The 18,329-nt window shown below is 49.4% G+C and carries 17 protein-coding genes; 10 read left to right on the forward strand and 7 right to left on the reverse strand.

Translation table 11 applies throughout. The features are described from left to right. Position 1: 1 nt before the first annotated feature. A complete protein-coding gene (nhaC, locus tag LRP49_RS10160; protein WP_274142003.1) occupies positions 2 to 1,447 on the reverse strand; it encodes a Na+/H+ antiporter NhaC in 1,446 nt (481 codons plus the stop codon). Positions 1,448 to 1,625: 178 nt separating this feature from the next. Between nhaC and LRP49_RS10165 the strand changes: the two genes are divergently transcribed. Together LRP49_RS10165 and LRP49_RS10170 are read left to right on the forward strand one after the other, a co-directional pair. Continuing rightward, a complete protein-coding gene (locus tag LRP49_RS10165; RefSeq protein WP_274142004.1) occupies positions 1,626 to 2,618 on the forward strand; it encodes a LacI family DNA-binding transcriptional regulator in 993 nt (330 codons plus the stop codon). 91 nt (positions 2,619 to 2,709) lie between these two features. Further along, positions 2,710 to 3,858: an iron-containing alcohol dehydrogenase gene (locus LRP49_RS10170; protein WP_274142005.1), complete on the forward strand. Its 1,149-nt coding sequence runs from the start codon at positions 2,710 to 2,712 to the stop codon at positions 3,856 to 3,858. 50 nt (positions 3,859 to 3,908) lie between these two features. Here LRP49_RS10170 and LRP49_RS10175 read toward each other — a convergent pair whose 3' ends face one another. Further along, entirely contained in the window at positions 3,909 to 4,487 is a 579-nt protein-coding gene (locus LRP49_RS10175; RefSeq protein WP_274142006.1) for a MarR family winged helix-turn-helix transcriptional regulator, read from the reverse strand. A gap of 285 nt (positions 4,488 to 4,772) precedes the next feature. Next, positions 4,773 to 5,753 carry a porin gene (locus LRP49_RS10180; protein ID WP_274142007.1) on the reverse strand — a complete coding sequence of 327 codons (981 nt, stop codon included), beginning with the start codon at positions 5,751 to 5,753 and terminating at the stop codon, positions 4,773 to 4,775. Positions 5,754 to 6,318: 565 nt separating this feature from the next. Here LRP49_RS10180 and dusA point away from each other — a divergent pair. The 3 genes from dusA to LRP49_RS10195 all read left to right on the forward strand — a co-directional run bounded on the left by dusA (position 6,319) and on the right by LRP49_RS10195 (position 8,538). Next, on the forward strand, positions 6,319 to 7,299 hold the full coding sequence (dusA, locus tag LRP49_RS10185) for a tRNA dihydrouridine(20/20a) synthase DusA (protein ID WP_420791537.1): 981 nt from the start codon (positions 6,319 to 6,321) through the stop codon (positions 7,297 to 7,299). Between the two features lie 191 nt (positions 7,300 to 7,490). Continuing rightward, positions 7,491 to 7,757 (forward strand): envelope stress response protein PspG, encoded by a 267-nt coding sequence (gene pspG / locus LRP49_RS10190; protein WP_274142009.1) that lies wholly within the window; start codon positions 7,491 to 7,493, stop codon positions 7,755 to 7,757. 139 nt (positions 7,758 to 7,896) lie between these two features. Continuing rightward, positions 7,897 to 8,538, forward strand: coding sequence for a TIGR04219 family outer membrane beta-barrel protein (locus LRP49_RS10195; RefSeq protein ID WP_274142010.1), 642 nt, complete (start codon positions 7,897 to 7,899; stop codon positions 8,536 to 8,538). Positions 8,539 to 8,610: 72 nt separating this feature from the next. Here the strand turns inward: LRP49_RS10195 and LRP49_RS10200 are convergent, their stop codons facing one another. The 4 genes from LRP49_RS10200 to LRP49_RS10215 are packed head-to-tail and all read right to left on the reverse strand — an operon-like array spanning position 8,611 to position 12,286. Continuing rightward, a complete protein-coding gene (locus tag LRP49_RS10200) occupies positions 8,611 to 9,399 on the reverse strand; it encodes an ABC transporter permease (protein WP_274142220.1) in 789 nt (262 codons plus the stop codon). Next, positions 9,399 to 10,124, reverse strand: coding sequence for an ATP-binding cassette domain-containing protein (locus LRP49_RS10205; protein ID WP_274142011.1), 726 nt, complete (start codon positions 10,122 to 10,124; stop codon positions 9,399 to 9,401). The genes LRP49_RS10200 and LRP49_RS10205 overlap by 1 nt, the downstream gene beginning before the upstream one ends. A 9-nt stretch (positions 10,125 to 10,133) precedes the next feature. After that, positions 10,134 to 11,126 carry a PQQ-dependent catabolism-associated beta-propeller protein gene (locus LRP49_RS10210; RefSeq protein WP_274142012.1) on the reverse strand — a complete coding sequence of 331 codons (993 nt, stop codon included), beginning with the start codon at positions 11,124 to 11,126 and terminating at the stop codon, positions 10,134 to 10,136. An 11-nt stretch (positions 11,127 to 11,137) separates the two neighbouring features. Next, complete coding sequence (locus tag LRP49_RS10215; protein ID WP_274142013.1) at positions 11,138 to 12,286, reverse strand: ABC transporter substrate-binding protein; 1,149 nt, start codon at positions 12,284 to 12,286, stop codon at positions 11,138 to 11,140. Between the two features lie 255 nt (positions 12,287 to 12,541). On the opposite strand from LRP49_RS10215, the gene pedF reads away from it, so the two are divergent. The 5 genes from pedF to exaC all read left to right on the forward strand — a co-directional run bounded on the left by pedF (position 12,542) and on the right by exaC (position 18,272). Further along, positions 12,542 to 12,997 (forward strand): cytochrome c-550 PedF, encoded by a 456-nt coding sequence (pedF, locus tag LRP49_RS10220; RefSeq protein ID WP_274142014.1) that lies wholly within the window; start codon positions 12,542 to 12,544, stop codon positions 12,995 to 12,997. 11 nt (positions 12,998 to 13,008) lie between these two features. After that, the gene (locus LRP49_RS10225) at positions 13,009 to 13,962 is read left to right on the forward strand and encodes a substrate-binding periplasmic protein (protein WP_420791538.1); all 954 of its coding nucleotides are present in this window, start codon (positions 13,009 to 13,011) and stop codon (positions 13,960 to 13,962) included. A gap of 132 nt (positions 13,963 to 14,094) precedes the next feature. Beyond that, complete coding sequence (locus LRP49_RS10230) at positions 14,095 to 15,864, forward strand: PQQ-dependent methanol/ethanol family dehydrogenase (protein WP_274142015.1); 1,770 nt, start codon at positions 14,095 to 14,097, stop codon at positions 15,862 to 15,864. Positions 15,865 to 15,926: 62 nt separating this feature from the next. Beyond that, entirely contained in the window at positions 15,927 to 16,559 is a 633-nt protein-coding gene (locus LRP49_RS10235) for an MOSC domain-containing protein (RefSeq protein ID WP_274142016.1), read from the forward strand. Positions 16,560 to 16,763: 204 nt separating this feature from the next. Further along, positions 16,764 to 18,272 carry an acetaldehyde dehydrogenase ExaC gene (gene exaC, locus LRP49_RS10240; protein WP_274142017.1) on the forward strand — a complete coding sequence of 503 codons (1,509 nt, stop codon included), beginning with the start codon at positions 16,764 to 16,766 and terminating at the stop codon, positions 18,270 to 18,272. The last annotated feature ends 57 nt before the right edge of the window (positions 18,273 to 18,329 follow it).

The following is an 18,329-nucleotide window of genomic DNA, read 5'->3' on the forward strand; positions in this document are numbered from 1 at the left end:
TCTACATTGCCGCAGCAGGTTGCGCGCTTTTCATGTGATCTTTCGCTTGTGCGATACCGATGCCGGTTACCGCCCAAATCATCGCAAAGAAAATCGCTGAGTAGTTTTGAATTGCCCAAGGTAGGTAGTCCAGCGTTGATACACCCAAGGTTGCAGCCATGAATACACCCGCGTTAGTCCAAGGCACCAAAGGTTCAATGATGGTGCCTGCATCTTCAATGGTGCGAGAAAGGTTCTTCGCATCCAGCTTCATTTTTTTATAGGTATCACGGAACAGCTCTGAAGGGATAAGCAGGGCCAGTTTGCCGTCAGAGGTAGTACACACAACAGTGATGGTAGTCACGATGGTTGCACCAATCAGGCTGGTGGTCCCTTTGATGCCTTTTGCCATGGTGTCTACCAGCACTTTTAGGCCGCCAGTCAGGGCCAGTGTGCCAGCGAAAGAGAAGGCGCAGAATACCAGCAGAACCACACCCATCATGGAAGTCATGCCACCACGGTTAACCAGTGTCAGCACATCCTTAACAATCTCTACATCACCAAGACCTGCGCCAGCAAACATACTTGCATTGAAGCCACTGATCATCGCAGTCAACGCTGTCTGCAGGCTGAATCCTTGGAAAATTACTGCGTTCAGCACACCGATTGCAATCGCGGCCAGCATCAAAGGAATGGTAGGCAGCTTGCGAATGGCACCCCACAGAATCAGCAGTGGCGGCAAAATCAGGAACACATTCAGTGAGAACAGTTGTTCAAGGTTTGCCAGAATCGAAATCACTTTTTCAGGCGTATCTGCAGAGACATCACTGCTGCCCACAAAGAAGAACACTAGCGCAGACAGAATGAACGCCGGGATAGTCGTCCACAACATGTGCTGAATGTGGGAGTACAAGTCAGTGCCCGCCACCACTGGTGCAAAGTTGGTGCTGTCTGAAAGCGGAGAAATTTTGTCACCAAAGTAAGCACCCGACACCACAGCACCTGCAACAGCTGCCAAGTTTGCATCCATACCTGCTGCCACGCCCATTAGCGCGACACCCACTGTACCAGCCGAACCCCAAGAGGTACCTGTACATAGCGAGACCATGCAAGTCACAAGGAATGAGGTCAGCACCAGATATTCAGGGCTGATGACTTTCAAGCCGTAGTAAACCAGCATTGGAATGGTGCCGCCGACCATCCAGCTGCCAATCAGACCGCCAACGAGGATCAGAATGAATACCGCTGGAAGGGTTTGAGCGAGACGATCGATAATGGCTTTTTGAATGTCGTCCCAGCTAAATCCCATTTTCCAAGCAACGCCAGCTGCAACCACAGCCGATGCCAGAAGAAGACTTTCGATGGGTAATCCGAATACACCGTATCCAATTACCAGAAAACCAAGCATTGCAATCAAGGGTAGCAATGCCAAAACGTTAGATGGAGCAGATGTTACTTTGTTATTCATGTAATTTACATCCGGTAGGGCCAGAAAAAACAGAGATAAATAAAAGTTCTAATCAGTTCTAAGTCGCATTATTAAAATAATCCTTAAAACACCTACGATCCGTGATGGATTTCACCAATGCAAAACAATATGATTTCAATGTAATTTACATGATTCAAAAGTATGATCGGGGACACAAATGGCGACTATCAAGGATGTTGCGAAGGCTGCTGGGGTATCCATCGCAACCGTTTCGAGAGTGATTAATCAGGCAAACAACGTGGTACCAGCGACCGTGTCCAAGGTCGAAGCTGCCATGTGTGAACTTGGCTTTGAAACAAAAGGAAATCGCCGCCTTACCATCAACCAAGGGAACGACCTGCTGGGCTTAGTGATCAGCCGATTCAATTCCCCGTTTTATGGTTTGCTGACGCAAGGCGTCGAAAAAATTGCACGTAAGCATGGTCGCAATCTTTTGGTGCTCAGTGGTGAGTATGATGAAGTGAAGGAGCAAGAAGCGGTTGATGTCCTGTTGGCGAAAGGATGTCGCAACATTGTTCTTCACAGTAAAGGCATGCCAGACCACGCGCTGATCAAGCTTGCTAAGCAACTTCCGGGATTAATTTTGGTGAACCGTCACGTTGAAGAGATGACGAACCAGTGTGTATGGCTGGATAACGGCGAAGGGACGTATCTGGCGACCAAACACTTGATTGACCAAGGCCACCGAGCGATTGCCTATATTTCCTGTGAAATGGCCCTTGATGATAAAGCCGATCGTTTCGATGGGTATTGCCGCGCGCTCACTGAAGCGGGCATTGACCTCAACCCAGATTGGGTTGAAGAGGTGCCATTTGGCGAGCAAGGTGGTGTGACTGCCGCAAACAACCTCCTTAACAAAGGCCTGCCGGTGACGGCATTGGTGGCATTCAATGACTTTTTTGCAGCCGCAGCCATGCAAGTGTTCAAAGAGCACGGGATTAGTATTCCTGAAAGGCTGTCGATTGTCGGGTTTGATGACGTGTTGCCAGAGTGCTATTTCAGCCCGAAATTGACGACCATTCGCAACCCGATAGAAAGCATGGGCATGAATGCAGCAAGGCTGTCTATTGAAGGGAAGGACAGCGCGTTGGTGAGAGGTTTTCAGCCACTTTTGATCAAACGAGATTCGGTTTCATCTGCAAACAATTAAGTCGATGAACGACGTTGAGAATGAGAGTACTATCCGGAAAAGCAGGGAGCCTCAGCCCCACATTCTCAACGGCGTTTTATTAGGACAAGACATGCATTTTACCTACGTCAATCCAACGGTTATCCATTTTGGCCAAGGCCAAATTGCGGCAATCAAACAAGCTATTCCCGCTGACAGCAAAGTGTTGGTGATTTATGGCGGCGGCTCTATCAAGCGCAATGGCGTCTATGAGCAAGTTTCTGCAGCGTTGGACGGTCACAAGTGGCTGGAGTTTTCAGGCGTTGAGCCAAACCCGACACGTGAGACGCTCGACAAAGCGGTAGCGATCGTGAAAGAACAAGGTGTTGATTTCATTTTGGCAGTCGGTGGCGGGTCGGTCATTGATGGCTCGAAGTTTGTCGCTGCAGCATCGAAGTATGACGGTGACAGCTGGGACATCATGTCCGAAGGTCATCATGTGACAGAAGCGACGCCGTTGGGCGCGATTTTGACGTTACCAGCAACGGGCTCTGAATCTAACAGTGGTGCCGTTATCACGTATGCCGCAGAGCAATCGAAGCTTTGTTTCATGTCATCAGCTGTTCAGCCCAAATTTGCGGTTTTAGACCCAGATGTCATCAAGTCGTTGCCTGAACATCAGGTTATCAATGGCATTGTGGATGCGTGGGTACACATCTGTGAGCAGTACATTACCGTGCCAACGGGCAATAGGGTGCAAGAAGGCTACGCAGAAAGCTTGTTGAAAAACCTACTGGTACTGGGTCAGCAATTTGATGCCCGTGACAGTGATATGTGGCGCGCGAATTTGATGTGGACGGCAAACCAAGCGTTGAATGGCATGTTAGGTTCTGGCGTTCCGCATGACTGGGCAACACACATGATTGGGCATGAAATTACCGCGATTTGGAATGTGGATCATGCGCGTTCATTGGCGATTGTTCAGCCTTCTTTGCTGCGCGATCAAATCGATGCAAAGCGCAGTAAGCTCGCGCAAATGGGTCAAAATGTGTTTGGTTTGGCTGGTGACGAGGAATTGGCATCTCGCACTGTTGACGCAATCGAAGACTTCTACCGTTCTCTTGGGGTTGAAACCACCTTCTCAGCACCTGGCATGGAAAAGGATGCAGCGGCAGAGGCAGTGGTTTCGAGCCTCGATAAGCATGGCATGACAGCTCTGGGTGAGCATGAAGCGATCACGCTTGACGTTTCACTCCGTATTCTGGAAAACGCGTTTATCTAACGGTAAATTCTGCATGAAATAGCCGGCCATTTTCGCAATGTCCGGCTTTTTTACAATGTGTCTTCGGTCGGTGCTGAATGTTCACGACAAATCAGATCACCACCCGAAATGTTCAACGTCATCTTGGTCAAATCGCAGAAGAACTCTTGATCTGAATAGGGCTTGTGAAAACGGCAGGTTTTGCAAAGGCCAAAACTTGCGCAGTTATTTGATTTCTGAATATCCCTCAGCAAAGCCTCAAGCTGCGTTTTTAGCGTATCTTGAGCATCACCCAAACTTTCTATGCCACGGCGAATAGAAGCAGGCGGTATCGCTTGTTGTGAAACTGCTAATCCTTGCTTTGAGAGCCGCAAGTGCGTGACGCGACGATCAATGGGGTCTTTTTCCTTGGTCAGAAACCCTTTTTTTTCCAACAAGGTGATCGACTGAGATGTCGTGCCTTTCGTGATCCCTAAAAATTCGGTCACAGCGGCTGGGGTGTCACTGAATTGGTTACAGCGAGAGAGGTAGTAAAGTACTTCCAAATGAACAGGGTGCAACCCATATTCCAAGCCAGCAAGGCGAACTTCATTTCTGAATAACGTTGTAATGCGCTCAATGATGTCGCAGAGCGGATCCTCATTACTCATACGCGTTTCCTCAACAAGTCTTTGGGTAAATCTGTTTTTACTGCCAGATCAATATTTTAATCCAAATAGAGTGTTGATGCGAAACCATATTAGCAAAAACGCAATTACGCTATAGAAAAGAAGACGTTCGTGAGGTGCTGTTCATGCGTTATCGGGCTGGTCACTACCACAGCAGAGTTTGGGGGAGGCATTGCGACGTGATAATAAGTGTCGATATAAAAATCCCTGAGCAGAACTCAGGGATTTTTGCGCTAAACGGAAGTCCGTTTTGAGGCGTTATCTGGATTACAGGTAGTAACGAACACCCAGTTTCCACTGGTTGTTGTTGTCTTCTGAGCCATCTAGGCCAAACTGGTAACCTGCGAAACCAACGAAGGTTTGCGTGAACTTGTATTCAGCTTGAACCGCAGCAGTTTCATACACTGAGCTGTCTTTCTTCTCGTCAGTCACTGACTCGTAGTTTGCAATCAGGTTTACACCGTTGCTCAGACCGTAGCCAGCCAGAAACTCAATCACGTTGGTTTCTGGTAGTACTTCTTTGTCTGAATTAGTAATCATGTACTCGCCCATCGCGTAAGCCCCCGCGACGTACAGGCCGTTGCCCCAAGAACCGTAGCTTGCGCTGACAATATGAGATTGCGCGTTATCAGTCGCTACATCACCCGTGGTGAAAGCGTAGTTAACCGCAAAATCAGAGATATTGTAGCTGATCGCTGCTTGCAGGCGAGTTTCATAGTCGCCATGTGCGCCCTGCCAGCCACCTGCCACTGTCAGTGACTGTGACTCACCCAGTGCTAACGTGTTGGTGTAGCTCACCATTTTGTCAGCACGGCCAGTGCCTAGGTTAGCGTGGTCGCTGTAAGTAAAGTCACTTGCGTAAGAGATTGGCTTATCAACGGTTGCAACTGCGTTGTAGTAAGGTGCCCACTGGGTACCGACAACAACACGACCTGCATTTTCATGTGTCAGGCCGATGTAGCCCAGACGGGTAGTGAATGCGTTTTCGCCGTTGGTCAGGTAGTTCAGTGCCCACTCACCTTTTGCATCAGCAACAAAACCGTTGCCCATGTCGTGAGTCGCGTTGAAGTTCAGACGTGGTGATGCAGAGATAACTTCAAGCTCACCTTTGTCTGAATCGCTCAGTGCCACAGATACGTGACCGCCGATCGCGAATGTTGAACCGTTTGCATTATAAAGCTCGATTGCAACCGCTTGAGAAGTGAAAGCAGAAGTGGCGATAGCAATAGCGAGTAGTTTCTTATTCATTGTTTTTATTCCGTTTAATTGATGGTCTGTTATGTCCAAAACAGCCAAAAAGTGTCTGAGACACTGGTGGCTTGTTAACAGGCTCGCCACGAATGTATTTCATAAGTGAATGATTTAACTCATGAAACATTCTCAAAGAATAAAAAATTTAATAAATGTTATTTCTATCAATAGCTTGAGAAGTGTTTGGTTGATATTTGATTTACCTTGCTGCTCATTTTTTTATCTATTCGGTAGGCGTGTTTTGAGCGACGTCAGAGCGAAGATAAAACTGCGACTAAACGTTCATTAAAATGAGGCTTGATGAGGGTTGTTGTAGTGAGTTTTGCGATCCGTGTTGCTTATTTTGACGGTTTTGACGGAGGGGATGGGTTGCACTGACTAAATTTGAAGCGGTAGTAAGGGGTATGTATAATCCCGCCTCCAAAGGCTCGAAACCCGCTCCGAACCTACCCCCAAAAGGGCGATGGTCAGGAAAGAAATCGCTAGCCACAACAAAATTTTACATTGCTTCGCCGAAGTGGAATATATAGCTAAGGCGCTGAAATTTAGTGAGATGTTAACTATGTATCCTACTGCCCGTTTTTCTGTTGCGCCGATGCTTGATTGGACGGATCGCCACTGTCGCTACTTCCACCGTATCTTGTCGCAAAACGCGCTGCTGTACACCGAGATGGTGACGACCGGTGCCATTATTCACGGTAAAGGCGATTTCCTGATGTTCAATGAAGAAGAACATCCGGTTGCATTACAGCTAGGCGGTTCAAACGTGGCGGACTTGGCGCATTGCGCGAAGCTGGCGCAAGAGCGCGGCTACAACGAGATTAACCTGAACGTAGGTTGTCCGTCTGATCGCGTACAGAATGGTCGCTTCGGTGCTTGCCTGATGGGTGAAGCCGATTTGGTCGCGCAATGTGTCGCGGCAATGAAAGAGGTGGTCGATATTCCTGTGACGGTGAAAACCCGCATCGGTATCGACGATCAGGACAGCTATGAGTTTCTGGTCGACTTCGTGCGAACAGTGAGTGAGAAAGGCGGGTGTGATGATTTCACTATTCATGCACGCAAAGCATGGTTGTCAGGCTTAAGCCCGAAAGAAAACCGTGAAATCCCGCCGTTGGACTACCCACGCGTTTACCAACTGAAGAAAGATTTCCCGCACCTGACGATGGCAATTAACGGTGGTATCAAGTCGCTGGATGAGGCTGAAGAGCACCTGAAATTTATGGATGGTGTGATGATCGGTCGCGAAGCTTACCAAAGCCCTTACTTGCTGGCTGAAGTAGATAGCCGCTTGTTCGGTAGTGATACGCCAATTATCAAGCGTTCTGAGGCAGTAAAAGCCATGTTCCCGTATATCGAAGAGCAACTGAGCAAAGGTACATACCTGAACCATATCAGCCGCCATATGCTGGGTATTTTCCAGAACATGCCAGGTGCGCGTCAATGGCGTCGTTACATCAGTGAAAACGCACATAAGCCTGGTTCGGGTATTGAAGTACTGGAAGCGGCGTTGGCGAAAATCCCTGCGGAGTTGGATGTATAACCGCTTTTGTCTGAATGGTTGGTTAAATTTACCGCAATACTTGGCGTAAATTACTAAAAACATTGAAGCCGCAGTCCTCTTAGGACTGAGGTTTTTTATTATCTCATTGAAATGTATAGAATTAGTAAAGTTGGCCTACTTCGTGCAATAAGCTAGAAAAAGAAAGTCTCTGTGTACCTTAGGAGGGTCTGATGATTGAGTTTCTGTTTCTGGTTGGTTTTACATTAGTGTTGTTGGCAACAGGTATTAGTTTCCTCGGCATTGTCGCTGCGATGGCAGTGGGCTTTATCGTCATGGCATTGGTTGGCATGATCGGCTTATTGTTCAAGATGTTGCCGTGGATTATCTTGATTGCCGCGATTATTTGGCTGCTCAAAGGGCGCGATAAAACAGCACAAAATGCGCGTGATTACTGCTATAAACGCTCGCGCAGATACAACCGAGCACGCCGCTATTAAGCCAATACGTAGTGTTATGCACTAAGTTTAAATCGATGATTCCGCATAAAAAACCGTCAGTTTTGTGCGGAATCTTTATTGGTTTTTTGCTATAGTCCCCGCAAACATAATCCTAAAAATGTAAGGCGGAGCCCTTTCAATGAAAAAACTAAACCTATCTCTTGCTGCATTAGCAGTGGCGGGCACGTTTGCACTGCCTGCGCAAGCAGCTGTACTTTTAGGGGCCAAAGTAGGCGCGGATGCTTGGTACGCTGATGCGAAGATCAATGATGTTCGCGCGGATGATGCAAACGTACAGATGTCTTACTACGCTGCATTTGAGCACTTTATCCCGCTAATTCCAAATGCAAAAATCCGTCACACCAGTGTTGAGTCAAACAAGTTTAATACCGACTTTACTCAGGTTGACCTGATTGCTTACTACGAAATTCTGGACAATGACCTGATCTCTTTTGACATTGGTCTGAACCTACAAAAATTCGATGGTCGCTTTAACAACCAGAACTTCGATGAGTGGCAACCAAACGTATACAGTGATGTGCGTCTGGGTATCCCAGCAACGCCGTTGTCTCTGTTCGGTACCTTCAGCTTTGGTAGCTACGACGAAACGAGCACAGTAGATGCAGAAGCCGGTGTTCTGTTTACGCTGGGTCTGGTTGCTGCGGATCTGAACATGAAAGCGGGTTACCGCGTTCAGGATTACGACTTCAACTACTTCGGTGCAAACAACGGTAAATTCATGAACGACGGTTTCTTCGTTGGTGCAGAATTTAACTTCTAATTCGCTGCTTGTCAGTGGAAATGAAAAACCGCGCATTGGCGCGGTTTTTTTGTGCCCGATATTCGTTGTTCCTTAGCCGCCTTTTTTCCCTTGATCGCGTGTTGGCTGAAACCCCGCGACGGCAAGCACAATAAACACAAGCGTGCAGGCGGAGACCACCAAAAGAGCTGTGACATTCAGTTGTTGGTAAAGGGCAAAGCGAATGAGCTCCACACCAAAGGTGAAGGGGTTGTATCGGCATATGTCGTAGAGCCAAATACTTGCTTCCTGCATTTTCCAAAGCGGGTACAGAGCAGAGGATAAAAAGAACATCGGGAAGATGACGAAATTCATCACGCCAGCGAAGTTCTCTAATTGTTTTACGCGCGATGCAATCACAATCCCGAGGGCACTCAGCATTAATGCGGTAATAAACAGTGCAGGAATCGCCATGATGTAGCCCAACGCAGAAAGCGGCCTGTCATAGAGTGCGGCAATCACTAAAAATGCACCCACTTGCAACACACTCACTAAGGCACTGGCTATTTGTTTTGAAAGCAACAAAAATGGCCGTGGCAGCGGGCTAGTGAGCAGAACCTTGATACTGCCCATTTCCCTGTCATAGACGATAGACAGCGAGCTTTGCATGCCATTGAACAGCAAAATCATGGCGCACAGACCGGGCAGAATATATTCCTCATAGTTTATGTAGGTGGCGTACGGCTCCATGATGGCGATGCCAAGGGCGGCGCGAAAGCCAGCGGCAAACACAATAAGCCACAACAGCGGTCGCACTAAGCTTGCGGCAAAGCGGGCGCGTTGTTGGAAAAAGCGCAACCATTCGCGATAACAGATACCTTTAAAAGCGAACCAGTAGCGCATCATAGGTCTGCCTCCGATGTGCTGTCTGTGGTGAGGTTGGCGAAGACTTTTGCCAGCGTTGGATGTTGGTGAATTTCCCGCAGAGTATGCGCAAGATTGTGAGCACGTAAGGTGCCTCGATGCAGGATAAGCACGTCGTCGTCGTCATCCACTTCTTCAATTAAATGGGTCGCCCAAAGTACGCATAAAGGCTGCTTTTCACAAAGCGATCGCACGGCGTCAGATAGCGATGCCCGCGCCTTGGGGTCAAGGCCACTCGTGGGTTCATCGAGCAACAGAATTTCAGGCGAGTGCATCAGGGCGCGGACTAGCTCTGTGCGACGTCGGTGACCACCGTTCAAAGATCGAATTTTGTCGTTTAGCCTGTCGGCGAGAGAAAAGTGTTCGAGCAGTGGCGCGGCTTTTTCCAGGCTTTGCGATTGACTGAAGCCATGCAGTGCACCGTAGTAACTGAGGTTTTGCGCCACGGTCAAATCTAGGTCGAGCGTGTTTTGCTGAAAGACCACGCCCAGCTTTGCCATGGTTTGACGTTGAGGTACTTCACCAAGAAGTTTGATTTCTCCTGATTGAACGGGCGTTAACCGTGTCAGCAGCGAAAACAGGGTGCTTTTTCCTGCACCATTTGGCCCGAGTAGCATGTGAAGGCCACGCCCGAGAGACAGTGAAATGTCATTCAAGGCGTGGCGTGAACCGTAATGGTGGTTGAGAGTGATAACCTCAATCATAGGGTGTGGTTACTCGACGGTACGAACGGCTACACCCCAAGGGTAGCGACCGACTTTTACCGTTTTAATCACCTCACGGTTTGGGACATCGATGATGGAGACATCACCGCTAACGCCATTGGTGGCAAGCAGTCTGTCTTCCTCTGCGTTAAGTGCCATTTGCCACACGCGGCGGCCTACCAAGAGATAATCCTCAACTTCCAGCGTATCTGTATTTACAACGGCCACATGGTTTGCGGAGCCCAAGGCAACAAATGCTGTTTTGCCATCAGACGTAAGTTTTACGCCAACAGGTTGCACTTTATCCTTGTGAACACCTTTGGGCGCGAAGCCGATTTTTTTGATGATTTCTTTACTGTCTGTATCGATCACTGACACTGTACCGCCAATTTCTGCACTCACCCAAAGCTGTTTGCCATCAGGGGTGAACTGCGCATAGCGCGGACGCGCATCAACCAAGGTGTTGTGGAACATCTCATTGGTTTCTGTGTTGATCCAGTGCGCCATGTTGGATGTTTCTGAGGTAATGATGGCGATTTTCCCGTCAGGGCTTACCGCGACACCCTCCGGCTCAACGCCCACTTCTACTTGGGTGACGACGCTGGATGTCGGAATGTCGATTACCGTCATAAGCGCATCGTCTTCGTTGGCGACATAAAGGCGTTTGCCGTCAGGCGATAACGCGAATAATTCTGGGTCTTCGCCTGAGGGGAGATCGCCAACAATGGTATTGCTAGTCAGGTCCAGCACTTGCACTGTGTCGTCCTCACTGGCACATATGTAGAGTTGTTTTCCGTCTTTGCTGACTTCAATGCCTCGGGGGCGATCGCCCACCTCAATGGTGTTGATCACCTCCATCGAATCCATGTCGATGATGCTAACGGTGTCATCTTTTTCGTTTGCCACGTAGGCAAGCTCTTTCGCCATCGCTTCTGAAGAGAGAAGCGGCGAAGCCATCAGCGTTGCAAGTGTTAAAGCGAGTATTGATTTGGCGTTATGCATCGTCGGTATCCTTACTGATTGTTTGCAGTGTTAAATTTGAAAAGACGGCACTGGCTCTGTGCTTCATCAATGCCCAGAGAATCGAGCTCATTGCGTGGATGAAGGAAGCCTTCGAAAGGGGCGGTGGCAACCAGTGCTTGAGCGTCAAACAGCGGGACTGTTTGGCGAAGTTGACCATTCCAAGGCCGGTAAGTGAGCTTTCGGCCTTTGTAGGCCGCCAATTGGAAGCGATCGCTCATGATAAAGGGCAAAACGGTTTCTACGTCGCCTTTGTTGAGAGCGGTAACGGCCTCATTGACAGAACGCACCGCGACCCAAGCTGCATAGTCTTTTGCCGTCATGTGGCGGTCAAAACGTTTGGTAAAGCGATTTTGAAACTGAATAGCCCCAAACTGCTCAACTACATAGCTCCAACCGTCGGCACGTAATCCATGTGTTCCTATCACTGGGCGAGGAAGCCAAGTGTTATAGGGAAGGTGCTGACCAAACAGGTTGCTCTCATCGATCACCAGTACTGCATCATAGTTGCCTGCTTGAGTGAATAACGGGATTTCGGCCGAGGCAGAACGGCGAAGGTCGGTATCAAAGTCCCAGACTTTCTCGTCTACCACATTGTGGTTGTATTTCTTGAGTGTGGTTTTAACCGCGTCGAGGTAGGCGTTGTCTGCGGCTGTCACACCAGAGACGAGAAAGATTTTATTGAGGCGCTTTACTCGTAACCACTGGGAAAGTGCGTCGCCTTGCATGGCATAGCTCAGTGCGGTTTGCAGTGTGTTCGGTAAGCAGGTTTCGGCGCGCAATGCTACGTCTTGATTGCCCACGTTGAACAGCAGTGCGTCCTCAGGAATCGCTTTTCTCAGTGCCACAAGAGATGCCGTGTCCACGTCGATGAGAAAATAACGGATACCGTCGTTATACCATTTGGTCGCGGCTTGTTTGAGGCGATGAATATCGTCGGAGGTTTCGACGATCAGCGCGTACTTTTGACCGAGAAATTTGCCTGTCCCATTAGCGTCTATTATCGAGAGTTCTGCACCTGCTTCCCCATTGTTTTCGGGTTCTCGCAGGTATTCAGGCACCGCTCGTGTTTCTTCGACAGGCAGACGCAACATACCAATTCGAACGTTCACTTCAGCACTAACACTGGTGGGAATAATCATGCCCCACACCAAAAAAATAAAAGCAATGAGGGTGTTATGGCAGCAAACTCGGCAACTTTTCATCAAGTACAGCACTCCGAAAAAGGTAACGTTTTTACTGTAAGCAGGGACGGCGAATTTTGCCAAATCCCCACGTCTAGCTAATAAGAATATCCTCCCAAAGAATGAGGATACCCCCCGCCTTTGTAGCATGTCACTGAAGGGCGACTGCTCCTACACTTTTCCCAAAACCTCAGTGCAAAGGAGTTTTGTGACATGGAAAAGGCCGAACGAAAGGTGTGTTTTTTCACTGCGATAGCGTTGGTTTCTGCGCTTGTATCTCAGTGGGCATGGGCGCATGGCGACGTAACACCACAGTCAATTGATACGTCATCTATCCCCGTTTTAGGGGCGGATTGGACCGAGACTAATCCCTATCGAGAGTTGGATGGTGATGTCAGATCCGAAGTAGAACGCATTGGCGCATCCGCCTACAACCAAAATTGCGCGCGTTGCCATGGATTAGAAGGGATTTCTGGTGGTATCGCCCCTGATCTTCGCTTGCTTTCCCCTGATTATGACGGGGACGAATGGTACATCTATCGCGTTCAAAATGGTGCAGTAAGAAACGGCGCGGTGTACATGCCAAAAATGACAGAGCACCTTAACCAAGAAGCACTGTGGGCCATTAGAACTTGGCTTGAGTCGGTTGCACCGGAAGGAAACGGTTAGGGGGCGTTGGTATGGTCACTATCGGGTTTAAAGGCATCAAGCTCAGAGATGTATTAATGAGTTTGGCACTCTGGATTGGCGTGGCCGTGCCGACATATGCGCTTTCGTATGACGATATTCAAGCCAAAGGCGTGATTCGAGTGGCGGTGTATAACGACTTCCCGCCGTATTCGTTCAAAGATGACGATGGCAACCCAGCTGGGATGGATATCGAGCTGGCGAAGGCATTAGCAAACGGACTCAATGTCGATCTTGAGTTGCATTGGATGACCCCCGATGAAACGGTCGAAGATGATATGCGTAACTACCTCTGGAAAGGAATGAACCTGACCAGTGAAGATGGCCAGCGTGTCAAAGCGGATGTCATGTTGCGTGTGCCTTATGACAGAGAGTTTGCGATGCAAAGGGACGATGTCGGTCACCCTGCGCACGAGCGAGTTCACATGTTTGCGCCGTACCATCAAGAGCGCTGGCGTATGGTGTTTGATGCGAAAAAGCTTGATGCGCCACAAACCGCAGCCCGTTTTATGTATCACCCCGTCGGCGTTGAAGTCGATACGGTTCCACAGTTTTATCTGACGACGGCCTATGGGGGGCGTCTCAGAGAAAAAAGCCACACTTACCCTTCTATCACTGATGCCTTCACGGCGTTAGGGCAGGGAGAAGTTGCCATTGTGATGGGCATGAGCTCCCAACTGGAATGGCTACATCAACAAAACGCATCGTCCACAGATGCGAGCGAATCACTCACTGAGCTGGCATTTCCACTACTTGGTCGTTCGAACTGGGAGTTGGGAATGGCAGTGCAAACAGACTACCGTCAGCTGGCCTATGCACTGGAAGACATTGTTATGGCGCATATTCAAAACGGCGACTTTGCTCGCTGGGGAGAAAAGTACGGCGTTGATTACCGTCTACCCGCACGCTTTCAGCCCGAATCTGAAGCCATTGCACAAACACCCTAAATTGAACGCCTGTTTCTCTATCTGCTCCTAAAACTTTACTTACCCTATAAGGACATACGGGGTAGCGCAGGCAGGAATCGCTAACAAGCAAATCGGCTTGTTAGCCAACAGCCAACGAAGAGGTATTTTTCTATGACTGCTATGTCGTTTAAACGGTGCGGACTATTCGCCGCGCTCTCATTCGTGCTGACCGCGCCGTCGATTGCCGCGGGTGTCACAGACAAGGATATCATGGCCGATCAGCAAACGACCGATGATGTGGTCACTTACGGCATGGGCCTTAGAGGACAACGTTTTAGTCCGATGGACAGCATCAACAAAGAAACGGTTTCGGAAATTCGCCCGGTCTGGGGCTTTTCTCTGGGTGGTGAGAAGCAGCGTGGGCAAGAAAGTCAGCCCATGATCAAAGATGGCGTCATGTATATCACGGGATCGTATTCGCGTGTATATGCCATCGATGCCAGAACCGGTGAAGAACTGTGGCAATACGATGCGAGATTACCAGACGGGATCATGCCGTGTTGTGATGTGATCAACCGTGGCGTAGCACTATACGATGATCTGGTGATCTTCGGGACCTTGGACGCCAAGCTGGTGGCCTTGGATGCCAAAACCGGCAAAGTACGTTGGAAAAAAACCGTCGATAACTATCAGGATGGATACTCTATTACTGCTGCACCTATCGTGGTGAAAGGCAACGTAATTACCGGTGTTTCCGGCGGTGAGTTTGGCATTATCGGTAAAGTGAGGGCATATGATGCCAAGACCGGCAAGTTGGTATGGGAACGTCCGACCGTTGAAGGCCACATGGGCTACGTATGGAAAGACGGCAAAAAAATTGAAAACGGCATTTCCGGCGGTGCGCCAGGAAAAACTTGGCCAGCAGACCTTTGGAAAAGCGGCGGGGCTGCGCCATGGTTAGGCGGCACCTACGATGCCGATACGGATCTGTTGTTCTTTGGTACGGGTAACCCGGCACCTTGGAACTCCCATATGCGTCCGGGTGATAACCTCTTCTCTTCTTCGCGTTTAGCGATTGATCCTGATGACGGCAAGATTGTTTGGCACTTCCAGACGACCCCGCATGATGGCTGGGATTTTGATGGCGTTAACGAACTGATCGCCTTCGATTACGAGCAAAACGGTAAAACGGTAAAAGCGGCTGCGACGGCAGATCGTAATGGCTTCTTCTATGTGCTTGACCGTACCAATGGCGATTTTATTCGTGGCTTCCCATTTGTTGATAAGATCAGTTGGGCAAAAGGGCTGGATGACAAAGGTCGTCCGCTGTATATCGAGAGCAACCGCCCAGGTAATCCAACCGATGCCAGTGACGGTAAAAAAGGCAAAACCGTGGTGGCGACACCGTCGTTCTTAGGCGGGAAAAACTGGATGCCAATGGCATATAGCCCGAAATCTGGCTTGTTCTATGTGCCGTCCAACGAATGGGAGATGGATATTTGGAATGAACCCGTGTCGTACAAAAAAGGTGCGGCATACTTAGGGGCTGGCTTTACCATCAAGTCCATCAATGATGACTACATTGGGGTGCTTCGTGCGTATGACCCGAAAACTGGCGAGCGTGTTTGGGAATACAAAAACTATGCACCGCTATGGGGTGGTGTGATGACGACAGCAGGTGGTCTGGTATTCACGGGTAACCCTGAAGGCTACTTAATGGCGTTCGATGATAAAACCGGTGAGCTGCTGTACAAGTTTAATACGGGCTCTGGCATCGTCGGGACACCTGTGACGTGGGAAATGGACGGTGAACAGTACATTTCCGTTCTGTCTGGCTGGGGTGGTGCGGTACCACTTTGGGGTGGTGACGTTGCCAAGCGCGTTAAGAACTTCAACCAAGGCGGTATGGTCTGGACGTTTAAGCTCCCGAAAAACAGCTAGTTATATTTGCGTAAATATCATGCCGGGCGACTGCCCGGCATGTTGCGATCAGGAGGTACACCATGTCTGATTCGCCACGACTGAAAACCGTATGCATTGCGACACCGTCTGTCATTGGCCCTCGGGCTGTCTCGACAGGCATAGTAAAACAGCCCATTGAAGGCAAGATTCAGGTCACTGAAATGGGGCTTGAAGGCGACTTTCAAGTCGACAGTCGTGTCCATGGAGGGCTGGATAAAGCCGTCTACCAGTTCCCATTTGAAACCTACACGACGTTGGCTGAAGCCTTTCCACACCTTGCCGACCGTTTTTCATCACCGTGTGTTGGTGAGAACCTCTCCTCATCAGGAATGACAGATAACACGGTCTACATTGGCGATTGCTATCGCGTTGGATCCGCGTTGCTTCAGGTTAGTCAGCCTCGTATGCCATGTTGGAAACTCAATCAGCATGTCGGCAACAGCCATGTCATGGCCTTGTTGGTTTCCTTGATGAAAACGGGTTGGTATTACCGTGTGTTGGAAACAGGACACGTAAGCGCGGGAGATACCTTCATACTGGAAGACAGGTTGCAGGAAGCATGGACAGTTGAAGCTATCTGGACGCATTGGCTTGACCTGCGAGCACAAAAGAAGCAAGTCGTTGGTTCTGTTCCGGTTCCCGGTCTCTCCACACAATGGCGATTTGACTGGTGAAATGCCTTATATATCAATAATTTTGTCAGTAACTCCCTTGGCGAAAAAAAACTCCATCGAAAGTATGAGATTTTGTCGACCAAGGGGCGATGGTGAGAATGGCAAACTCTCCATACTCTTTATGTTAAGCGCCTGACGTTGTCCTCTAAGGGTGGGCACTTCAGGGAAGAAACAAGGTACAACGCCAACATACAGAGGTGGACAATGATTTACGCAAAACCGAATACCGACGGAGCTGTCGTTAATTTTAAGGCGCGTTATGGCAATTACATCGGCGGGGATTGGGTGTCACCAATCAAAGGACAATACTTCACCGATACATCGCCTTGTACAGGCGATCCGATCGCAGAGATCCCACGTTCCAGTGCTGAAGACATTGAACTTGCTCTCGACGCCGCTCACCAAGCAAAAGCCGCTTGGGGGGCTACATCGGCTACTGAACGTTCCAACATCTTGCTTAAAATCGCTGACCGTATCGAAGCCAATCTTGAATACCTCGCAGTTGCTGAAACGTGGGAAAACGGCAAGGCTGTGCGCGAAACCCTCGCCGCTGACATCCCGCTTTGTGTCGATCACTTCCGCTACTTTGCAGGGGCGATTAGGGCACAAGAGGGCTCTACGGCTGAAATCGATGCCAATACCGTGGCCTACCACATTCACGAGCCCCTCGGTGTCGTTGGACAAATAATCCCGTGGAACTTCCCGCTGTTAATGGCGGCGTGGAAAATTGCACCTGCTCTGGCAGCCGGTAACTGCATCGTCTTAAAACCCGCCGAGCAAACTCCAACGACTATCTTGCTGTTGATGGAAATTGTGGGCGATCTGCTGCCGCCGGGTGTGCTTAATGTCGTCAACGGCATGGGACCAGAAGCCGGTCAGGCACTGGCAACGTCAAACCGCATAGCGAAGATTGCCTTCACAGGCTCTACGGCTATCGGTAACCATGTTCTGCGTTGCGCTGCTGACAACCTTATCCCTTCTACCGTCGAGTTGGGCGGTAAATCACCAAACATCTATTTCGAAGATGTGATGGATCAGGAAGAAGAATTCATCAGCAAAGCGGTCGAAGGCTGTGTGCTGGCCTTCTTTAACCAAGGTGAAGTGTGTACGTGCCCATCTCGTCTATTGGTGCAAGAAAGCATCTATGACGAGTTCATCGCTCGTGTCATTGAGCGCGCGAACGCGATCAAGCATGGCAACCCGCTCGACACGGAAACCCAAGTGGGTGCACAGGCGTCTGATGAGCAGTTTGACAAAATCATGGGCTATCTCGACATTGGTCGCGCAGAAGGTGCCGAGGTGTTAGTGGGTGGTCAAGCTGCGGACTTTGGTGGTGGTTACTATGTACAACCAACCATCTTGAAAGGCGAAAACCATATGCGCGTCTTCCAAGAAGAAATCTTTGGTCCCGTCGTGAGCGTGGTGACTTTCAAAGATGAAGCGGAAGCTTTAGCCATTGCTAACGACACAGAATATGGCTTGGGTGCCGGCGTTTGGACGCGTGATATGAACCGCGCTTATCGCATGGGGCGCGCTATTCAGGCGGGTCGTGTCTGGACTAACTGTTACCACTTGTACCCTGCGCATGCTGCGTTCGGTGGTTACAAGAAATCAGGTATCGGACGTGAAACCCACAAGATGATGTTGGATCACTATCAGCAAACCAAGAACCTGCTGGTGAGCTACGACATCAACCCACTCGGATTCTTCTAGTTCTTTGTCCTTGTCCGTCTGTTTGACGACAGCGTGATACTCCCGACGCTGTCGGAG

Source organism: Enterovibrio qingdaonensis, assembly GCF_028683135.1.
Classification (GTDB): domain Bacteria; phylum Pseudomonadota; class Gammaproteobacteria; order Enterobacterales; family Vibrionaceae; genus Enterovibrio; species Enterovibrio qingdaonensis.

What these genes read in the sequence shown, in the direction of transcription:
- nhaC (WP_274142003.1), bottom strand. Translation starts at nt 1,447, where the DNA reads ATGAATAACAAAGTAACATCTGCTCCATCTAACGTTTTGGCATTGCTA.
- LRP49_RS10165 (WP_274142004.1), top strand. Translation starts at nt 1,626, where the DNA reads ATGGCGACTATCAAGGATGTTGCGAAGGCTGCTGGGGTATCCATCGCA.
- LRP49_RS10170 (WP_274142005.1), top strand. Translation starts at nt 2,710, where the DNA reads ATGCATTTTACCTACGTCAATCCAACGGTTATCCATTTTGGCCAAGGC.
- LRP49_RS10175 (WP_274142006.1), bottom strand. Translation starts at nt 4,487, where the DNA reads ATGAGTAATGAGGATCCGCTCTGCGACATCATTGAGCGCATTACAACG.
- LRP49_RS10180 (WP_274142007.1), bottom strand. Translation starts at nt 5,753, where the DNA reads ATGAATAAGAAACTACTCGCTATTGCTATCGCCACTTCTGCTTTCACT.
- dusA (WP_420791537.1), top strand. Translation starts at nt 6,319, where the DNA reads ATGTATCCTACTGCCCGTTTTTCTGTTGCGCCGATGCTTGATTGGACG.
- pspG (WP_274142009.1), top strand. Translation starts at nt 7,491, where the DNA reads ATGATTGAGTTTCTGTTTCTGGTTGGTTTTACATTAGTGTTGTTGGCA.
- LRP49_RS10195 (WP_274142010.1), top strand. Translation starts at nt 7,897, where the DNA reads ATGAAAAAACTAAACCTATCTCTTGCTGCATTAGCAGTGGCGGGCACG.
- LRP49_RS10200 (WP_274142220.1), bottom strand. Translation starts at nt 9,399, where the DNA reads ATGCGCTACTGGTTCGCTTTTAAAGGTATCTGTTATCGCGAATGGTTG.
- LRP49_RS10205 (WP_274142011.1), bottom strand. Translation starts at nt 10,124, where the DNA reads ATGATTGAGGTTATCACTCTCAACCACCATTACGGTTCACGCCACGCC.
- LRP49_RS10210 (WP_274142012.1), bottom strand. Translation starts at nt 11,126, where the DNA reads ATGCATAACGCCAAATCAATACTCGCTTTAACACTTGCAACGCTGATG.
- LRP49_RS10215 (WP_274142013.1), bottom strand. Translation starts at nt 12,286, where the DNA reads ATGATTATTCCCACCAGTGTTAGTGCTGAAGTGAACGTTCGAATTGGT.
- pedF (WP_274142014.1), top strand. Translation starts at nt 12,542, where the DNA reads ATGGAAAAGGCCGAACGAAAGGTGTGTTTTTTCACTGCGATAGCGTTG.
- LRP49_RS10225 (WP_420791538.1), top strand. Translation starts at nt 13,009, where the DNA reads ATGGTCACTATCGGGTTTAAAGGCATCAAGCTCAGAGATGTATTAATG.
- LRP49_RS10230 (WP_274142015.1), top strand. Translation starts at nt 14,095, where the DNA reads ATGACTGCTATGTCGTTTAAACGGTGCGGACTATTCGCCGCGCTCTCA.
- LRP49_RS10235 (WP_274142016.1), top strand. Translation starts at nt 15,927, where the DNA reads ATGTCTGATTCGCCACGACTGAAAACCGTATGCATTGCGACACCGTCT.
- exaC (WP_274142017.1), top strand. Translation starts at nt 16,764, where the DNA reads ATGATTTACGCAAAACCGAATACCGACGGAGCTGTCGTTAATTTTAAG.